This is a genomic window from Sutterella wadsworthensis 2_1_59BFAA (genome assembly GCF_000297775.1).
GTDB lineage: Bacteria > Pseudomonadota > Gammaproteobacteria > Burkholderiales > Burkholderiaceae_F > Sutterella > Sutterella wadsworthensis_A.
Window position 1 is genome coordinate 269,148 of the sequence record NZ_JH815515.1, and the last position, 17,134, is coordinate 286,281.

A 17,134-nucleotide genomic window follows, 5' to 3' on the forward strand; every position below is an offset into this window, starting at 1 on the left:
CTCTTACTTCGCCTCGGCGGCCTTTTCGCGGCTCGCGTGGCGGGCGCGCAGCACGTCGATCACGTCGGCGAGCTCGAGGTCCGCGTCGGCGAGGAGCACGAGCAGGTGATAGACGAGGTCGGCGGCCTCGTTCCTGAGCTCCTCCCTGTCGTGCACGGTAGCGGCGAGCGCCGTCTCGACGCCCTCTTCGCCCACCTTCTGCGCGATGCGCTTGGTGCCGCGGGCGTAGAGGCTGGCGGTGTAGGACGTGGCCGGATCGGCGTTGCGGCGGCTCTCTAGGAGCACCTCCAGATCGCGCAGGAAGTTCCACTTGTGCTCGACGGGCGAGAAGCAGCTCGGCGTGCCGCGGTGGCAGGTCGGGCCGTCGGGATTGACGAGCACGAGGAGCGCGTCGCTGTCGCAGTCCGTGCCGATGTCGACGAGGTGCAGCCAGTTGCCGCTCGTCTCGCCCTTGGTCCAGAGGCGGCCCTTGGTGCGGGACCAGAACGTGACCTTCTTCGTCTCGAGGGTCTTTTCAAGCGCCTCGGGGTTCATGCAGCCGAGCATGAGCACCCGGCCCGAGCAGGCGTCCTGCACGACGGCCGGAATCAGTCCGCCGGTCTTCTCCCAGTCGAGCGCCTTGATGTCTTCGTTGGTCAGCATGTTCTCACCTCAATGTTGTTCTCGCGGAGATAGTTCTTCAGGTCTCCGATGTTGATGATCTTCTTGTGGAAGACGGAGGCGGCAAGCGCTCCGTCGACCTTCGCGTCTCGGAAGGCCTCGAGGAAGTGGACGGGCTCGCCCGCGCCGCCGCTCGCGATGAGCGGCACGCGGCAGACCGAGCGCACGGCGGCGAGCTGCCTGAGGTCGTAGCCGCGGCGCACGCCGTCCTGGTTCATCATGTTGAGCACGATCTCGCCCGCGCCGCGCTTCTGCACCTCCTCGACCCAGTCGAGGGTGCTCCACTGCGTGACGCGCGTCTTCTTTTCGTCGCCCGTGAACTGGTTGACGCGGTATTCGTCCGAACCTTCCTCATGACGGGAGTCGATCCCGACCACGACGCACTGCACGCCGAAGCGGTCCGCAAGACGGGAGATGAGGTCCGGGTCGGCGAGCGCCGGCGAGTTGACGGAGATCTTGTCGGCGCCGTAGGCGAGAAGCCTGCCGGCGTCCTCGACCGTGCGGATGCCGCCCGCGACGCAGAACGGGATGTCGATCGCCTCGGCGACGCGGCTGATCCAGCTCTTGTCGACGACGCGGCCGTCGGACGAGGCGGTGATGTCGTAGAAGACGAGCTCGTCGGCGCCCTCTTCGGCATAGCGCTTTGCGAGCGGCACGATTTCGCCCACGACCTCGTGGCCGCGGAACTTGACGCCCTTGACGACGACGCCGTCCTTCACGTCAAGACAGGGGATTATGCGTTTGGCCAGCATTCGATAGCCTCTTCAACGGTAAAGCGTCCCTCGAGAAGCGCGCGGCCGACGATGACGCCGGAGGCGCCCGTCGTACTGACCGCACGGATGTCGTCCAGCCCGCCGATGCCGCCCGAGGCCTGGAAGCCGATGGCGGGGAAGGCCTTCGAAAGGTCCGCGTAGAGCGCGGCGTTGGAACCCGAGAGGGTGCCGTCGCGCGAGATGTCGGTGGTGAGCACGTGGCGCAGGCCCGCAGGCTCGAAGACGCGGATCAGATCCTCGATCACGACGCCCGAGTCCTCCTGCCAGCCGCTCACGGCGATGTTGCGGCGGCCTGCCGCGTCGATGCGCACGTCGAGCGCGAGCACGATGCGCTCGGCGCCGAAGGTCTTCATCCAGCGAAGAACCTCCTCCGTGCACCTCACGGCGGTGGAGCCCACTACGACGCGGGTGGCGCCCGCATCAAGAAGAGCCCTCACATCCTCCTCGCTCCTGACGCCACCGCCCGTCTGCACGGGCACGGAGAGATTCGAAAGAAGGTGCCTGAGAAGCGGGATCTGGCGCTTGGCCGGATCCTTCGCACCCGTCAGATCCACGATGTGCAGGAGCTTCGCCCCTGCGGCCTCGTAGGCCTGAAGGCGCTCGAGGGGATCGTCGCCGTAGCTTCGCTCGGCGCCGTAGTCGCCCTGGTGCAGCCGCACGACGCGGCCGTCGATGAGGTCGATGGCGGGGATGATCATGCTTCGATTCCCAGGAAGTTTGCAATCAGGCGTGCGCCGGCGCGGCCGGAGCGTTCCGGATGGAACTGCACGCCCATGAAGTTTTCGTGTGCCGCAGCTGCCGTGAACTCCTCGCCGTACGTGCAGCGGGCGGTCGTGCAGGCGCCCGTGGGCATTGCGTAGCTGTGCACGAAGTAGAACCAGTCGCCGGCCTCGATGCCCCTGAAGAGGAGTCTCGCATGAGGCGTGTCCTCGGGATAGACCCTGTTCCAGCCCATGTGCGGCAGCGGCAGGCCGTCGGCCCTGAGGGCGCGGACGTCGGCATCGATGAGGCCGAGCAGGTCCACGCCGCCCGTCTCCTCGCTGCGGCGTCCGAGAATCTGTTCGCCGAGGCAGATGCCGAGCACGGGCTGCGTCGCCTCACGGATGAGGTCCGCAAGGCCGCGCTCCTCGATGGCGGCCATCGCGGCTCGGGCCGTGCCCACGCCGGGCAGGAAGATGCGGTCGGCGGCGCGGATCTCGGCCGCCTCGCGCGTAATGATGGGCTCGACGCCGAGCCTCTTCACCGCAAAGGCGAGCGAAGAGAGGTTGGCGACGCCCGTATCAAGAATGACGGCACGCATCAGAGCACCCCCTTGGAGGACGGCAGATCGCTCCCCTCAATTTTCACAGCGTCGCGCAGCGTGCGCCCGAACGCCTTGAAGAGTCCCTCGGCCACGTGGTGGTCGTTCCTGCCCTGCGCCTTGAGGTTGAGCGTCACGCCCATCGTCTGGGCGAGCGAGCGGAAGAAGTGCTCGACCATCTCGGTGGACATGTCGCCCACCTTGTGGTGCTTGAACTTCGCCTTGAAGGTTAGGTACGGCCTGCCAGAGATGTCGAGCGCGCAGCGCGCGAGCGTCTCGTCCATCGGCAGCAGGAAGCCGAAGCGGCGGATGCCGCGCTTGTCGCCGAGCGCCTCCTTGAGCGCCTCGCCGAGCGCAAGGCCGACGTCCTCGATCGTGTGGTGGTCGTCGATCTCAAGGTCGCCCACCGCACGCACGTGCAGTCTGATGCCGCCGTGCACGGCGATCTGCGTGAGCATGTGGTCGAAGAAACCCACGCCCGTGTTGATTTCATTCTTGCCCGAGCGATCGAGCCAGGCTTCGACGACGATGCGGGTCTCCTTCGTGTTGCGCTCGACGCGGGCGTGACGGGCGGACTTCGCCGCATTCTCGATCTCGTCGGCGATCTCGGCCCAGCTGCGGCCGTCGGGCCCGACGCGAAGGCCCCTGAGGCCCATGTTGTCGGCGAGCTTCATGTCGGTCTCGCGGTCACCGATCACGTAGCAGTTCGCGACGTCAAGCACGCCGTCCTTGAGGTACTTCTTCACGAGGCCCGTTCCGGGCTTCCTGCACTCACAGCCCTCGCCGGGCATGTGCGGGCAGATGAGCACCTCGTCGAAGCGGGCGCCCTGGCTCTCGAGGATCTGCATCATCAGTTCGTGCGGCCCCGTGAAATCGGCCCTCGGGAAGCTCTTCGTGCCGAGCCCGTCCTGGTTCGAGACCATGACGAGCTTCCAGCCCGCCTCGCGCAGGCGCTTCAGGGCGGGCAGAACGCCCTCGACGAACCTCATCTTCTCGAAGCGGTCGACCTGAAAGTCCTCGGGCTCCTCGAGAATGGTGCCGTCGCGGTCCACAAAGAGAATGCGCTCGTTCATGCGGCCTCCTTCAGAATCTCTTCAAGTTCGGTGAGAAGGCGCTCGTTCTCGTCCTTCGTGCCCACCGTGATGCGGATGCAGTTCTCGAGCGTCGGCTGGCGGCTCTGGTCGCGCAGGATGATGCCGCGGTCGCGCAACGCCGTGAAGACGCGGGCGGCGTCGACGAACCTCACGAGAAGGAAGTTCGAGGCGCTCGGATACACGGCCTCGACGCCATCGAGGTCCTCAAGCGCAACCTCAAGCTCACACTTGCGCATCACGCACTGGGCGGCGCGCCTGTGCATGAGGCTCACGCTCTCGGGCGAGAGCGCCTGCGCGGCGATGTCGGCGCAGGGCACGGGAATCGGATAGGGCGCGATCACCTTCCTCAGCATGCCGATGACGGCGGGCGAGGAAAGCAGGAACCCGCAGCGCAGGCCCGCCAGCGCAAAGGCCTTCGAGAGCGTGCGGATGATCACGACGTGCGGATAGTCCTTGAGAAGCTCGACGGCCGTGTTCGCGGGCGTAAATTCGATGTAGGCCTCGTCGATGACGAGAAGAGCCCTGCCCGCGGTGAGCTCGGCGAGCTTGCGCAGCATGCCCACGGGAATCAGCGTGCCCGTCGGATTGCCGGGCGAGCAGGCGAAGACGAGCTTGACGTCCGTCCTCTCCTCGAGGACCTTCGCGGCCTCGGCCACGTCGGGCAACCAGCCGCGGTCGGGCGAGGTGACGAGGTTCACGACCTCGGCGCCGTTCGTCTCGGCGGAGACGGCGTACATGCCGTAGGTGGGCGGAAACTGCAGGACGGCGTCCTCGCCGGGGCGGCAGAACGTGCGCACGAGAAGCTCGATGCCTTCGTCTCCGCCTCGCGTCACGAGGATCTGTTCGGGACTCACGCCCGCATAGGCCGCATAGCGTTCGACGACGGCCTCGGGCTGGGGCTCGGGATAGCGGTTGAAGAGCTTCGTCTCGGGCGCCATCGGCTCGGCCTCGGCCGACTCGTTGGCGTTGAGCCAGACTTCGCCCGTCACGCCCGCGGCCTGCATGATGCGGCGCGCGGACTGGTAGGGCGTGAGCTTCTGCACGTCCGGCCGGGCCAGCAGGCCCGGATCGGCGGCGGTTCGTTCACAAAAGACGGCCATGACGGATCACTCCTTCGACTGCTTGATTCGGTCCATGCGCACGAGAACGGCGTTCATGTGCGCGTCGAGCTCTTCGGCGTGCGCAAGAAGCGCGATGGCGGGGCCGAGCTTTTCAAAGCCCTGCGGCGTCATTTCCTGAACGGTCATGCGCTTCGTGAAGTCGGCGAGCCCGAGGCTCGAGTACGTGGCGGCATAGCCGTAGGTCGGAAGAACGTGGTTCGTGCCCGTGGCGTAGTCGCCGCCCGACTCGGGAGACCAGTCGCCCACGAAGACGGAGCCCGCGTTCTGCACGAGCGGCACCAGATCGCGGGCGTTTCGCGTCTGGATGATGAGGTGTTCGGGCGCGTAGCGGTTCGAGACCTCCACGCACGCCTCGAGGTCCTTGACGAGGATGAGGCGGCTCGCAGACAGGGCCTTCGTCGCGATCTCGCGGCGCGGCAGGGCGGCGAGCTGGGAGGCGACCTCGCCCGCAACGGCTTCGGCGAGCTTGCGCGAGGGCGTCACGAGCACCACCTGGCTGTCGGGACCGTGTTCGGCCTGAGAGAGCAGGTCGGCCGCAACGAAGGCCGGATCGGCGCCTTCGTCGGCGATCACGAGCACCTCGGAGGGGCCCGCGGGCATGTCGATGGCGGCGCCGTCGGGACGGCTGCTCACCTGACGCTTGGCCTCGGTCACGTAGGCGTTGCCCGGACCGAAGATCTTGCCCACGCGCGGAATCGTCGCCGTGCCGAAGGCCATCGCGGCCACGGCCTGGGCGCCGCCCACCTGATAGATCTCGTCAATGCCGCAAAGGCGCGCGGCGGCGAGGATCGGATCGGCGATCGGAGGCGGCGAGCAGAGGATGACGCGGCCGCAGCCCGCGATCTTGGCAGGAATGCCGAGCATCAGCACCGTGGAAAAGAGCGGAGCCGTGCCGCCGGGAATGTAGAGGCCCACCGCGCCGATCGGACGCGTGACCTGCTGGCAGACGACGCCGGGCATCGTCTCGACCGTGACGGGCTCAAGCACTTCGGCGCTGTGGAACTTCTCGATGTTGGCGGCGGCCGTCTTCAGAGCGGCCATGAAGTCCTCGGGCAGACGTGCGACGGCGGCGTCGACCTCCTCGGCCGAGACCCTGAAGTCCTTCACCTCGGTGCGATCGAACTTCGCGGAGAATTCGCGAAGGGCCTCGTCACCGCGCTCGCGCACGGCCTCGAGAATGCCCTCGACCACGGTCTTGATGCGGTCGCCCGCCATCACGGCGGGGCGTCGGAGAATCTCCTCGCGCTCCGTTTCATTGAGCGCGCCCCATTCGATCACGTCGTTGAAGTTGAACTGAGACATCTTGACTACTCCATCATTTTTTCAATCGGCAGGACGAGAATCGAGCTGGCGCCGAGCGCCTTGAGCTCTTCCATTGTTTCCCAGAAAAGGCTTTCGCTGCTCACCATGTGAAGGGCCACATGGTCGTCGGACCCCGCAAGCGGCAGGATCGTCGGGTGCTCCGCGCCGGGCAGAAGCGCCGTTACTTCGGCGAGCTTCGCCTTCGGGGCGTGCAGCATGATGTACTTGCATTCGCGGGCCCTTGAGACGCCCTGCATGCGCACGAGAAGCTTCTCGACCAGGGCCTCCTTGTCGGCGTCGAGCGGCTCGCTCTTCGCGATGAGGCAGGCCTTCGAACGGTAGACCACCTCCACTTCGCGCAGGCCGTTCGCTTCAAGCGTCGCGCCCGAGCTCACGAGGTCACAGATCGCGTCGGCCAGCCCCGCGCGCGGTGCCACCTCGACGGAGCCCGTCAGCAGGCATGGCTTGAACGTGAGGCCGCGCTCGTCGAAGCAGCGCTTGAGAAGCTGCGGATAGCTCGTCGCGATGCGGCAGCCGTCAAGGCTCTCAAGCCCCGCCCACTCCTGGTCGGCCGGGATCGCGATCGAGAGGCGGCAGCCGCCAAAGTCGAAGCGGCGCAACATCCTGAAGTCCGTGGACTGGCCCTGGCTGCGGCGTGCAAGAACCGTCTCCTCAAGCACGTTTTCGCCGATGATGCCCAGATCCACGACCCCGTCCATCACGAGGCCGGGAATGTCGTCATCCCTGACGCGCAGGATTTCGACCGGCATGTTCTCGGCCATCGCCAGCAGGCGCTGCGCGTGGTAGCGAACCTTGAGTCCGCAGCGTTCAAGAAGATCCTGCGAATCGTCGGAAAGACGTCCCGACTTCTGCATTGCAATCCTCAGACGATTGGTTTCGGTCATTTGCTTCCCTGAAATTTGATTTGATGACTGTTGCTCGCCGAAGCGGAGCTTCGTGTCCAGCCCCTCGACATCCGCACCCCGGATTGTGAAAAAGCCCCCGGAAGGCGTGCTTCCGGGGGCTTTGCTTGATTGTCCTGCTGGAGTCTCACTCCGCACCGCCGAAAGCATGAACCCATCCTCCCGACAGCGTTTCCGCGCCCGAGGGATGTCTTACGTATGGTGGTGATGGCGGCGAAGGAGGGAGAGGTACACTTTTTCGTGCTCCGGCTGTGTTTGTTGCGCTTGAATTCGTTTCCCGTCAGGCATGACTGCGCCTGACTTTCGTCCATTATGGCACGCTGATCCCGCGCATCAAACCCTCCTCAGGCCCTCGCACCAGGAGAATCGCCTTCTCGTGCGAATCATCAGACCTTCTGGGCAGAAGTGCCTAGGACGTTCTCCCTAAAAGTCTCACTTTTTGCGTGAAATCTTTCACTTTCGCACTCAATGCCCCCAAAAACCGAAAACTCACGGAAAAACCGAACGGCCTGCCTCAGCTGTTCGGACGATCGGAAGAAGGACTTAAGAACGGACTTCTCGCCCCGCCGAATAAGGGCATCGGACAGGGCTGCGAGAGGATCGTGCAGGCGGCACGCTTGACGAGCCCCTGCAGGAAAGGCAGAGTATTGGACATGATTCCATGCTCAAGTTCTGTACGAAGATCCGTCCAAATGCTCGAACGCCTTCGCAATCTCGTCCTCGAGGCCCTGCCTGAAGAGGGCCGCATCGAAAACCCGATGCCCTGTCTGGCCCTCACCCGCTTCAACGGGCCGCAGCAAAGCCGCCAGTGTTTCTACCATCCAATGATGACGCTAGGGCTCGGCGGCGAGAAGGAAAGCCTCATCGGCGGACGCCCCGTCGTCTACGGCGCGGGAGAGGCGGTCGTCGTGGCGCTCGACCTTCCCGGCACCTATCAGATCCGGAACGCCTCGCCCGAGCAACCCTTCCTGTCGCTCTCCATTCGTCTTGACCGTGCGATCATCACGGAGCTCCTCACCGAGGCGCCCGAACTCAGGCCCGCCCCGAACGGCCGCGACGCACAGGAGAGCGTGAGTGTGGAGCACCTGCCCGACGAAATTCTCAATGCGCTCGTGCGCTACCTTGAGGCCATGCGAAGCCCGCGCCGTGCGGCGGTTCTCGGGCCCATGATCCTCAAGGAGATCCACTATCTGCTTCTCGAAGGCCCTCAGGGCCGGGTTCTGGCCGACGTCTGCTCGGAGGCCGCGCCGGGATCCCGCATCCTCACGGCCGTTCGCTGGCTTCGCGAGCACTTCGACGAGCCGCTCGACATCGCGACGATTTCGGAGCGCACCGCCATGGCGCCGTCGACCTTCCACCGCCAGTTCAGGGCCATCACCTCGCTCTCGCCCGTGCAGTACCAGAAGCGCCTGCGCCTTCACGAGGCCCAGCGCCTTATGCTCGTCGAGTCCCTCGGCGTCGAGGCCGCGGCAAGACGCGTGGGCTACGAAAGCTGCTCACAGTTCTCCCGCGAATACAAGCGCCTCTTCGGAGACGCGCCCGCCAGGGACATCAGGGAGAAGTCGGTCGCCGCCTCCGACGCAGGGAAATGCGCCTCCATAATGGAGGCCTGAGGCACGCCTCTCAGGATTGAGAGGATCGGGCAGGAACTTGAGACATCTCGACATCGTCCCGAGGGCGCGTTTTTTCTACCATGACTGCAACGACGGAGCTCAGGCTCCGCCGGCCTCATGGAGAAACATCATGCAAAAGCGCCGTCTTCTCGCCTCCGCCGCCCTTGCCATCACCGCCCTCGGCTGCGGCGCCACCTCACTCAGCAGGACCGCCGGGGCCGCCGAGTCCCCAAAACAGGCGCCCGCCGACAATCGCCGCATCGCCGTCGTCTACTTCACGAAGACGGGCAACACGAAAAGTCTCGCCGAGGCGGTCCGACACATGACGGGCGCGGCGCTCTTTCGCGTCGAGACCGTCGAGCCCTATCCGGAAAGCTATGGTTCCGCCACCGAGATCGTGAAGGACGAGCTCCAGCGCGGCGTCATCCGTCCGATCAGGCCGCTCGCCTTCAATCCCGACGACTACGACGTAGTCGTGCTCGCCACGCCCACGTGGTGGCACCACGCGGCGATGCCGCTGCAGACCTGGATCAGGTCCGTCGACCTCAGCGCCAAGAAGATCCTCACCGCCAACACCCACGGTGGCGGCGGCCTCATGCACACCCGCGAGGACTTCGAGGCGCTGCTCGCAGGCCGCAGGCTCGGCACGCACCTCACGGTCTACGGGGCCGTGCGCCCGCAGGACGCAAAGGTCCGCAGCTGGCTCGAGGAAAACGGCTGTCTCTGACGCCCGAAACACAATCACGGACAGGAATCCGACATGGAGAGGATTGAACCTTCCAACAGTGTGAAGATGCCTGCCATGAACTTCGGCGTCTACTGGATCACCGATCCCACGGAATGCGAAGCCGCAGTCCTCAGCGCCTGGCGCGGCATCGACACCGCCGCCTCCTACCTCAACGAGAGGGCCGTCGGCCGCGCCGTCGCTCGCTCGGGCATCCCGTGCTCCGAACTCTTCATCTCCACGAAGCTCTGGGTGCAGGACACTTCAGAAGCGGGCGCCGAGCGCGCCATCAGGCGCTCGCTCGAGCTGCTCAGAACGGACACGATCGACTTGTACCTGATCCATCAGCCTTATGGCGACATTTATGGCGCATGGCGCACGATGGAGCGGTTTTATGAAGCGGGCGACCTGAGGGCGATCGGCGTGAGCAACTTCCAGCCCGACCGCATCACGGACTTTGCGCTCCACCAGCGCATTCGCCCGACGGTCAATCAGATTGAAGTGAATCCGTTCTGCCAGCAGCGGGAGGCCGACGCCGTCAACCGCGTGCTCGGCGTCATGCCCTCGGCATGGGCGCCCTTTGCCGAAGGCAGGGACGGCCTCTTAGAGAATCCCGTGCTCAGGGAGATCGCCGCAGACCGCGGCGCCACGGTCGCGCAGGTGGCGCTTGCGTGGCTTGCCGAACGCGGCATCATCTCGATCTCGAAGACCGTCTCGCCCGCACGCATGGCGGAGAACCTCGCCGCCTCAAACGTGAAGCTCACGCCCGAGGACATGGCGAAAATCGCGACGCTCGACACGGGCACGAGCCGCTTTTTCTCTCATCGAGACCCGAAGATCGTCGAGTGGCTCTGCACTCGAAGGCTGCCTTCTGAGCCATGAGGCGGGGATTCTCACGGCAGGATCTCAACTGAACGAAACTTCAGTTTCGTTCGCTCAATCCTCAGGCGAGCTCGTCCTCGACCGTCTCGCGCATGACGTAGAGACGGTCGTTCTCCCTGATCTTTTCAGGCACCCTGAAGGTGACGTCGTCGCCCTTGACGGCCTCCGCAGCCTCGGCGTCGTCGACGCGCAGCCCCTCGGGCCTCACGAAGACGGCGCCCGTCGTCGGCCCGCAGACGAGCAGTTCGTCGCCCGGGCGGATCGTCTCACCGTGGACCGTGAAGCGGCCGACGCCCGCCTTTGCGTAGTAGCCCGTGCACTTGCCGCAGTAGAGCTTCTTCTTCGTCGCGCGCGAGCCGTAGCGGTCGGTGCGCTCGAGCATCGTCGCGCCCTGGTACCAGCCGTCCCAGAACCCGCGGTTGAAGACCGTCGAGAGACGTTCGTCCCAGGACTTCGAGACCTCCTCGCTCCAGCGTCCCTCAAGGATTGCATCGAGCGCCTCGCCGTAGCACTCGACCGCAGTGCGCACGTATTCGGGACCGCGGGCGCGGCCCTCGATCTTGAAGACGGTGACGCCCGCCTTCACCATCAGGTCCAGAAAGGCGATGGTCTTCAGATCCTTCGGGGACATGAAGTAGCCGTTGTCGAGCGCAATCTCCGTGCCGCGCTCGCGGTCGACGGCGATGTAGTCGCGCCTGCAGCTCTGCAGGCACTCGCCCCTGTTGGCGCTCTTGCCTCTCGTGTGCAGGCTCAGCCAGCACTTTCCGCTCACGGCCATGCAGAGCGCGCCGTGGCAGAACATCTCGATGCGCACGGGCCTGCCCGAGGGGCCCTTGATGCCCTCGCGATCGATCGCGGCGCGGATGTCCGCCACCTGACGCAGCGTCAGCTCGCGCGCGAGCACGACGACGTCGGCGAACTGCGCGTAAAAGCGCAGGGCCTCGACGTTCGCGATGTTGAGCTGCGTGGAGAGGTGCACCTCGACGCCGAGCTCCCTGCAGCACTGCATGACCGCAACGTCGGAGGCGATGACGGCCGAGACGCCTGCAGCCTTCGCCGCCGAGACGATCTCGCGCATGGCGGCGAGGTCGCCGTCGTAGATGACGGTGTTGACGGTGAGGTAGCTTTTGGCGCCGTGCTCGCGGCAGAGGGCCGCAATCTCATTCAGGTCGTCGATCGTGAAGCCGCCCGCCGAGTGCGCGCGCATGTTGAGCGCACCGATCCCGAAGTAGACGCTGTCGGCGCCCGCCTGCAGGGCGGCCGCCAGGGTTTCGCGCGAGCCCGCAGGGGCCATGATTTCGAAGTCGGATCTCTGCATGTTGTCTGCCTCGTCGGATGGGAGCTGAAAAACGGTGAAGCGTCGATTCTAGCGGACGCGGCGACCGCACTCGTGCCGCAGAGCCCGCCGTTCCTGCAAAAACTGTTACCTCGACTGAGGAAATCCTAAGTTTCACCCATGTGAATCCTAATTTTCATGGGATACACTGACAATACACAGAAAGAGGACGCCGCGCCGCGCAGCAGAGCGCCGCCCTGCGTCCGCCCCCGACAACGCATGCCATGAGGAACAAGTCATGAAGAAGACCACGCTTGCCGCTCTCCTTTCCGCTGCCGCGATTACCGTCGCCGGCGCCGCCTGGGCCGTTGAAGCCCAGCCCGCCCAGCCTGCTCCCGCCCCCGCCGCCGAAGCGGCCGCCGAGCAGCCCGCCCCGATGGTAGGCATGTCCGACGCCGTCGCCGTCGCCGAAAAGGAATACAAGGCCAAGACCTACCGCGCCAACCTGCGCAACAGCGGCCAGTACGGCCTCGTATGGGACGTGCACATGGTGAAGGAAGACGAAACGCACGTGCGCGCCTACGTCGATGCGAAGACCGGCAAGGTCGTCGCCGCCGACGTCAAGGGCATTCAGGAACGCCGCCCTGGCCGCGGCATGGGTCCCGGCCCGCGTCCGCAGTGCCCCGTGACGGGCGGCGCCCCGGGCACGAACCCCGACTGTCCGATGGCCGGCGGCTTCCGCCACCCGGGCTTCCACGGCTACCATCACTGGTAACCTCTGCCCAAGCGGCCTGAACCGCCGCTGATATACTCACGCGGGAGGGCCTTCCTCAGGGGAAAGTCCTCCCGTTTTCCGTTTCCGAAACGCACTCAGGGGCGCTTCGCGCGTCCGTCCGCCATCATGCACATCCTTCTTGTCGAAGACGATCCGTTCATTGCCAAGGCCGTCTGCGCGGCGCTCGAAAGCGAGGCGCACGCCGTCACGTGGACCCCGACGGGCCGCGAGGGGCTCGCCGTCATCGCAACCGGCACGCCCGACGCCGTGCTCCTCGATCTGGGACTCCCCGGCATGGACGGCATCGACGTCCTCAAGAGCATCCGCGCCATGACGAAGCCCCTCTGCGACACGCCCGTCATCATCGTGACGGCGAGGGAGGCGCTTGAAAGCCGCCTTGAGGGACTCGATGCAGGGGCGGACGACTACATCCTCAAGCCCTTCCACATGTCGGAGCTCATCGCGCGCCTTCGCGCCGTGGTGCGCCGCCGCTCGCCGCTCGCACCCGACGTGCTGCGCGCAGGCTCCCTCTCGCTCAACACCGTCACCCACGCCTGCAGCGTCGGAAGCGAATCCGTCACGCTCAGCAAGCGCGAGTACGCGCTGCTTGCGGCCCTCATGACGCGACCGGGCGCCATCCTCTCGAGGCGCGCCCTCGAAGAGAAGCTCTATGCGCCGGGCGACGAGCCCGAGAGCAATGCAGTCGAATACCTGATCCACTCGCTTCGCAAGAAGATCGGCGCTTCGGCCATTGAAAACATCCGCGGCCTGGGCTGGCGCGTGCCCGCCGACAAGAACGCCGCACAATAATCCACCGACGGACGTCCCGATGAGCCGCCTGAGCATCCTCCGCACTCTCTGCGCACACTGGCGCACCTCGATCCTCATGCGAACCGTGGCGGTCGCCGCCACGGCGACGGTTGCGCTCACTCTGGTGACCGCCGCCGTCGTCTTTCAGGGCGCCGAAAAGGACGCCCTCGTCGAGCAGGACGCCCGGCTCTCCGACATTGCTGTCGCCATGGCCCGAGGCGAACTCGGAACCGTGCTTCCGCGCGCGCTCACGATGCCGCAGGCCCAGTTCGAGGCCAGACTTGAATCCGACGAGCCCCTGCCCCGCCCGCGCCGCATGCACCGCCACATGATGGCCCACTGCCCGACGGCCGCTTCCGACGATCCGAACGCGCCCCGTCTTATTCCCGCGGGCTCCCCCGTCTACGTGCGCATGCTCAACGACCAGGGACGCGCCAAACGCGCGGTCTTCGACGAACCCGTCGAGGGCGGCCTTACGACCCGCACCATCAAGGGCGAGACCTACCGCATGGCCGTGCTCTTCCTTCCCGGGGGCCGCTACACGGCCGTGGCCGATCCCGTCTCGACGCGCGAGGTCTACGCCCGCAGCGCCGCCATGACGGCCGTGCTCCCGATTCTGATTCTTCTGCCGGTCCTCGTCATCGTGATCGGCCTCACGCTCTGGCGCATGCTCGCGCCGATCCGAAGCGCCGCCCGAGCCGCGGCCGAGCGTCCCGCCACCGACCTCACGCCCCTGCCTTCCGAGGGCGTTCCCGCCGAGGTGAAGCCCTTCGTCGAGGCCGTCAACAGCCTGCTCGGACGCGTGAGTGAAGCGCGCACGCGCGAGCTCCGCTTCACAGCCGATGCTGCGCACGAGCTCCGCTCGCCGCTCACGTCGCTCACGATCGAGGCCGAACACCTCGGCCGCCTCGACCTGCCCGCCGAAGCGCGTCCCGTCGTGGCTCGTCTTGAGTCCGGACTCGAGCGGGCCGTCAAGCAGGTCTCGCAGCTCCTGCAGTTTGCACGCGCGCAGGCGGGCGAGGCTCCTGAAATCCTCAGGCGCGACACGCGTCCCTGGTACCTCTCGGAACTTCTGGGCGAGATTCTCGAGCCCCTGATGAACTGCGCCGCCGACAAGGACCTGCAGTTCGACGTCGAGGGCCTTGACGACGGCGCCGAAGCGCCCGTCGAAGGCGTGAGCCGGGCGGCCCTGCTGGCGATTCTGCGAAACCTTCTTGAAAACGCCTTCCACTACACGCCCGCGGGCGGATCCGTGACGCTTCGCGTCTCGCGCACGCCCGAGCGCCTCGTGATGAGCGTGGCCGACACGGGCCCCGGCATTGCGCCCGAGGAGCGTTCGCGCGTCTTCGATCCCTTCTACCGCGTCACGGGTTCCGGGCTTCCGGGCACGGGCCTCGGCCTTGCGATCGTGAAGACCTACGCCGACATGACGGGCGCCGAGGTGACGCTCGCCGACACGGTGCCGGGCGGCACGCCTCCCGGCCTGACGGCGACGGTCAGCTGTCCTCTGCCGCCCGTCGGTTGATCTCGCGCCTCAGACGGGCGGTCGTGCGGACCGTGTCGACCGTGAAGACGACGACGGCCGTCCAGATCAGCACGAAGCCCGTCATCATCTCGACCGAAAAAGGCTCCCCGAACGCAAAGCGCCCGAGTAGAAAGACGATGGTCGGGCTCACGTACTGGATGATACCCACCGTCGAATAGGGGATGCGGCGCACGCCGGACGCAAAGAGAAGAAGCGGAATCGTCGTGATCGGTCCCGCCAGCAGAAGCAGGGTCTTCACGTCCCAGCCTTCCGTCGCAAAGAGAAGCTCGCCTCTCTCAAGCAGCCAGAACATGTAGCCGAGCGCAAACGGCGCGAGGATCACGTTCTCAAGCGCCATGCCCTCAAGACTTCCCAGAGGCGCGAGCTTTCGGATGAGGCCGTAGAGCGCAAAGCTCGCGGCCAGAACTAGACCGAGGAACGGTGCCGTCCCCGTCGAGATCGTGATGTAGAGGACGCCCGCAGCCGCCAGAGCCACGGCTCCAAGCTGGGCCTTCGAGAGGCGCTCGCCCAGAAAGAGCGCCCCCAGAGCCACCGACATCAGCGGGTTGATGAAGTAGCCCAGCGAGGCCTCGATCGTCTGCCCGCTCACGATCGAATAAACGTAGGTTCCCCAGTTGAGGCCGATGAGAAGCGCGGAGCCCGTGAAGATCGCAAGCGTCCTGGGTTCCTTCACGAGCCCTCTGATCCACTCTCCACGGCGAAGCGCCATCAGGATCGCCGCAGTCACGACGAGCGACCAGACGATTCGGTGCGCAAGAATTTCAAGGGCGCTCACGTCCTGAAGCGCATGGAAATAAAGAGGAAAGAGGCCCCAGAGAAGATAGGCCGCGAGGGTGAAGAGAACGCCGATTCTGTCCATGTGACGCCGTGTTTTTTCTTGTTCGTTAGACCGGTTGTGCGCCAGCGGGCGCCCTTCCTAGTCTACCTTTTCGGCGCGTGCGCGGCCTCAGGCGGAATGACTAGTCCGGCTTTTCATCCTGCCTCATCTCTTCGAAATCCCACCCGCAAGAAGTATTCCAGCCGTACGATCAAAAACTTCGGGCGTCTGGATCTTCTTTTGGAAAACGATCCTAACGCTCTGGAGAAGTTGCGCCTTCAGGCGGAGCAGCTCAATGCGGAACGGGAGACGGCCAAGCAGACAGCGGTTCAGCAACGTTTGACCGAAGCGCCCCGTCAGATGGAGATCAAGGACGATACGAATGCCGACAACATACGGTGATGATCGGCGCCATCCTGTACCGTCAAATCTGGAACAAGCTGAATCTGACCCGAAAATTGCAGGATTTCCAACAAGCAGGCAAAACGCGTCATGACCTGGCGGAGGCGATTTTCTACATGACCGTCGCCCGCAGTCTCATGCCCGACTCCGGATTGGCGCAGTGGAACAAGCACAACACCTTTCTTTACAGTGGAGCCCGCCTTCAGCTCCGCCATCACCTCCGCGCCCTCAACGAGCTGCTGCCTCATAAGCAGGAGCTTCTGGCCTACCTGAATCGCCAGATGGAGAAGCATTTTGACCGCACCGTGAACACGGCACCCTGTGTCGTGACGACCTGCAGGTTCGATGCACGGGACGCCGACACGCTGCGCACGTTCGACTCCGACAGGAACAACAAGGACAATCAGGTTCAGGTGACCATGACCATCCTGATCGATCAAACCGGCATTCCCATCGATTACGATCTGTTTCACGGGGAAGCGAGTGAGCCCGAATCCCTGAGCCTGTTCCTGGATCAGATGACGACGAAGTACGGGATCGGGCAGGTTTTCGTGATGGCCGATCGTGATCCCAACAGCGATACCAGTCTTCAGCAGATTCTCGATCTCGGACCGGAATTCGTCATCAATGTCCAACGAGCGGAAGGAAATCCGAAGGCTGACGAGAATCGAATCGATGCAGGCAGCCTCTTCGACAGGCACGGAGAGATGCGCCACCGCCTCCGGCAGACTGAGGAATGGTTCCGCATATCGAAATCGCTTTTGGAAGCGCATTCAGACTTTCACCGGAAGGAATCCCGCATTGAGGCGCACTGTCTGATCAGCTGTCTGGCGCTCATGCTTCACAGACTTCTGGAGAAAACCGTCAGGGATGCCGGCGAAAACATGACGTCGAAACAGATGGCGGAGGCTCTGGCTTCGGCAGAACTCATGGAGGTCCTGCTGCCTGACGGGCAGACCTTCTACGCCAAGGCGAGAGCCTGCGGGGACTTTGAAAGAATCTGCCGGGCCGTCGGCTTGGGAGTGCTGCCGAGACTGGCAAAGTCGGCTGACCTAAACAACCTCGCCACTGAAGTGGGAGGGTTTCGATACAGTCGAGGCTTTTCGCCTCGGGGTT

At 65.0% G+C, this 17,134-nt stretch carries 18 protein-coding genes; 8 read left to right on the forward strand and 10 right to left on the reverse strand.

Going from position 1 to position 17,134, the window contains the following annotated elements; translation table 11 throughout:
* Positions 1-3 precede the first annotated feature (3 nt).
* The 8 genes from hisIE to hisG are packed head-to-tail and all read right to left on the reverse strand — an operon-like array spanning position 4 to position 7,155.
* Entirely contained in the window at positions 4-642 is a 639-nt protein-coding gene (hisIE, locus tag HMPREF9465_RS05390; protein ID WP_005434822.1) for a bifunctional phosphoribosyl-AMP cyclohydrolase/phosphoribosyl-ATP diphosphatase HisIE, read from the reverse strand.
* A complete protein-coding gene (hisF, locus tag HMPREF9465_RS05395) occupies positions 636-1,412 on the reverse strand; it encodes an imidazole glycerol phosphate synthase subunit HisF (RefSeq protein WP_005434824.1) in 777 nt (258 codons plus the stop codon). Before hisF ends, hisIE begins: the two co-directional genes overlap by 7 nt.
* Positions 1,394-2,131, reverse strand: a complete 738-nt coding sequence (gene hisA / locus HMPREF9465_RS05400) for a 1-(5-phosphoribosyl)-5-[(5-phosphoribosylamino)methylideneamino]imidazole-4-carboxamide isomerase (RefSeq protein ID WP_005434829.1) — start codon at positions 2,129-2,131, stop codon at positions 1,394-1,396. Before hisA ends, hisF begins: the two co-directional genes overlap by 19 nt.
* Entirely contained in the window at positions 2,128-2,733 is a 606-nt protein-coding gene (gene hisH, locus HMPREF9465_RS05405) for an imidazole glycerol phosphate synthase subunit HisH (RefSeq protein WP_005434831.1), read from the reverse strand. Before hisH ends, hisA begins: the two co-directional genes overlap by 4 nt.
* The gene (gene hisB / locus HMPREF9465_RS05410) at positions 2,733-3,806 is read right to left on the reverse strand and encodes a bifunctional histidinol-phosphatase/imidazoleglycerol-phosphate dehydratase HisB (RefSeq protein WP_005434833.1); all 1,074 of its coding nucleotides are present in this window, start codon (positions 3,804-3,806) and stop codon (positions 2,733-2,735) included. Before hisB ends, hisH begins: the two co-directional genes overlap by 1 nt.
* Positions 3,803-4,927 carry a histidinol-phosphate transaminase gene (hisC, locus tag HMPREF9465_RS05415; RefSeq protein WP_005434836.1) on the reverse strand — a complete coding sequence of 375 codons (1,125 nt, stop codon included), beginning with the start codon at positions 4,925-4,927 and terminating at the stop codon, positions 3,803-3,805. Before hisC ends, hisB begins: the two co-directional genes overlap by 4 nt.
* Before the next feature lie 6 nt (positions 4,928-4,933).
* Positions 4,934-6,250, reverse strand: coding sequence for a histidinol dehydrogenase (hisD, locus tag HMPREF9465_RS05420; protein ID WP_005434837.1), 1,317 nt, complete (start codon positions 6,248-6,250; stop codon positions 4,934-4,936).
* Between the two features lie 5 nt (positions 6,251-6,255).
* Entirely contained in the window at positions 6,256-7,155 is a 900-nt protein-coding gene (gene hisG, locus HMPREF9465_RS05425; protein ID WP_005434840.1) for an ATP phosphoribosyltransferase, read from the reverse strand.
* A gap of 710 nt (positions 7,156-7,865) precedes the next feature.
* Between hisG and HMPREF9465_RS05430 the strand changes: the two genes are divergently transcribed.
* The 3 genes from HMPREF9465_RS05430 (at position 7,866) to HMPREF9465_RS05440 (ending at position 10,392) form a co-directional block, all read left to right on the forward strand.
* Complete coding sequence (locus HMPREF9465_RS05430) at positions 7,866-8,786, forward strand: AraC family transcriptional regulator (RefSeq protein WP_005434841.1); 921 nt, start codon at positions 7,866-7,868, stop codon at positions 8,784-8,786.
* Positions 8,787-8,916: 130 nt separating this feature from the next.
* Entirely contained in the window at positions 8,917-9,513 is a 597-nt protein-coding gene (locus tag HMPREF9465_RS05435) for a flavodoxin (protein WP_005434855.1), read from the forward strand.
* Between the two features lie 33 nt (positions 9,514-9,546).
* Positions 9,547-10,392: an aldo/keto reductase gene (locus tag HMPREF9465_RS05440; protein ID WP_005434856.1), complete on the forward strand. Its 846-nt coding sequence runs from the start codon at positions 9,547-9,549 to the stop codon at positions 10,390-10,392.
* A gap of 61 nt (positions 10,393-10,453) precedes the next feature.
* On the opposite strand, the gene HMPREF9465_RS05445 is transcribed toward HMPREF9465_RS05440, so the two are convergent.
* A complete protein-coding gene (locus HMPREF9465_RS05445; protein WP_005434857.1) occupies positions 10,454-11,710 on the reverse strand; it encodes a peptidase U32 family protein in 1,257 nt (418 codons plus the stop codon).
* 256 nt (positions 11,711-11,966) lie between these two features.
* Between HMPREF9465_RS05445 and HMPREF9465_RS05450 the strand changes: the two genes are divergently transcribed.
* From HMPREF9465_RS05450 to HMPREF9465_RS05460, 3 genes are all read left to right on the forward strand, one after another.
* Positions 11,967-12,443 carry a PepSY domain-containing protein gene (locus HMPREF9465_RS05450; protein WP_005434858.1) on the forward strand — a complete coding sequence of 159 codons (477 nt, stop codon included), beginning with the start codon at positions 11,967-11,969 and terminating at the stop codon, positions 12,441-12,443.
* A gap of 126 nt (positions 12,444-12,569) precedes the next feature.
* On the forward strand, positions 12,570-13,253 hold the full coding sequence (locus HMPREF9465_RS05455) for a response regulator transcription factor (RefSeq protein WP_005434859.1): 684 nt from the start codon (positions 12,570-12,572) through the stop codon (positions 13,251-13,253).
* Positions 13,254-13,272: 19 nt separating this feature from the next.
* Positions 13,273-14,778 carry a sensor histidine kinase gene (locus tag HMPREF9465_RS05460; protein WP_005434860.1) on the forward strand — a complete coding sequence of 502 codons (1,506 nt, stop codon included), beginning with the start codon at positions 13,273-13,275 and terminating at the stop codon, positions 14,776-14,778.
* Here HMPREF9465_RS05460 and rarD read toward each other — a convergent pair.
* Positions 14,750-15,658, reverse strand: a complete 909-nt coding sequence (gene rarD / locus HMPREF9465_RS05465) for an EamA family transporter RarD (protein WP_005434861.1) — start codon at positions 15,656-15,658, stop codon at positions 14,750-14,752. The genes HMPREF9465_RS05460 and rarD overlap by 29 nt on opposite strands.
* Positions 15,659-15,754: 96 nt before the next feature.
* Between rarD and HMPREF9465_RS13405 the strand changes: the two genes are divergently transcribed.
* Together HMPREF9465_RS13405 and HMPREF9465_RS13410 are read left to right on the forward strand one after the other, a co-directional pair.
* Positions 15,755-16,018, forward strand: a complete 264-nt coding sequence (locus tag HMPREF9465_RS13405) for a hypothetical protein (protein ID WP_156469697.1) — start codon at positions 15,755-15,757, stop codon at positions 16,016-16,018.
* The coding region (locus HMPREF9465_RS13410; protein WP_005434863.1) for a hypothetical protein at positions 16,018-17,134 on the forward strand (1,117 nt) is incomplete at its 3' end. The genes HMPREF9465_RS13405 and HMPREF9465_RS13410, both read left to right, overlap by 1 nt.

Coding starts and splice junctions, on each gene's coding strand:
- hisA (WP_005434829.1), bottom strand. CDS start 2,131: ATGATCATCCCCGCCATCGACCTCATCGACGGCCGCGTCGTGCGGCTG.
- hisC (WP_005434836.1), bottom strand. CDS start 4,927: ATGGCCGTCTTTTGTGAACGAACCGCCGCCGATCCGGGCCTGCTGGCC.
- hisH (WP_005434831.1), bottom strand. CDS start 2,733: ATGCGTGCCGTCATTCTTGATACGGGCGTCGCCAACCTCTCTTCGCTC.
- HMPREF9465_RS05430 (WP_005434841.1), top strand. CDS start 7,866: ATGCTCGAACGCCTTCGCAATCTCGTCCTCGAGGCCCTGCCTGAAGAG.
- HMPREF9465_RS05435 (WP_005434855.1), top strand. CDS start 8,917: ATGCAAAAGCGCCGTCTTCTCGCCTCCGCCGCCCTTGCCATCACCGCC.
- HMPREF9465_RS05460 (WP_005434860.1), top strand. CDS start 13,273: ATGAGCCGCCTGAGCATCCTCCGCACTCTCTGCGCACACTGGCGCACC.
- hisD (WP_005434837.1), bottom strand. CDS start 6,250: ATGTCTCAGTTCAACTTCAACGACGTGATCGAATGGGGCGCGCTCAAT.
- HMPREF9465_RS05445 (WP_005434857.1), bottom strand. CDS start 11,710: ATGCAGAGATCCGACTTCGAAATCATGGCCCCTGCGGGCTCGCGCGAA.
- hisG (WP_005434840.1), bottom strand. CDS start 7,155: ATGACCGAAACCAATCGTCTGAGGATTGCAATGCAGAAGTCGGGACGT.
- HMPREF9465_RS05440 (WP_005434856.1), top strand. CDS start 9,547: ATGGAGAGGATTGAACCTTCCAACAGTGTGAAGATGCCTGCCATGAAC.
- hisF (WP_005434824.1), bottom strand. CDS start 1,412: ATGCTGGCCAAACGCATAATCCCCTGTCTTGACGTGAAGGACGGCGTC.
- hisIE (WP_005434822.1), bottom strand. CDS start 642: ATGCTGACCAACGAAGACATCAAGGCGCTCGACTGGGAGAAGACCGGC.
- hisB (WP_005434833.1), bottom strand. CDS start 3,806: ATGAACGAGCGCATTCTCTTTGTGGACCGCGACGGCACCATTCTCGAG.
- HMPREF9465_RS13405 (WP_156469697.1), top strand. CDS start 15,755: ATGACTAGTCCGGCTTTTCATCCTGCCTCATCTCTTCGAAATCCCACC.
- HMPREF9465_RS05450 (WP_005434858.1), top strand. CDS start 11,967: ATGAAGAAGACCACGCTTGCCGCTCTCCTTTCCGCTGCCGCGATTACC.
- HMPREF9465_RS05455 (WP_005434859.1), top strand. CDS start 12,570: ATGCACATCCTTCTTGTCGAAGACGATCCGTTCATTGCCAAGGCCGTC.
- rarD (WP_005434861.1), bottom strand. CDS start 15,658: ATGGACAGAATCGGCGTTCTCTTCACCCTCGCGGCCTATCTTCTCTGG.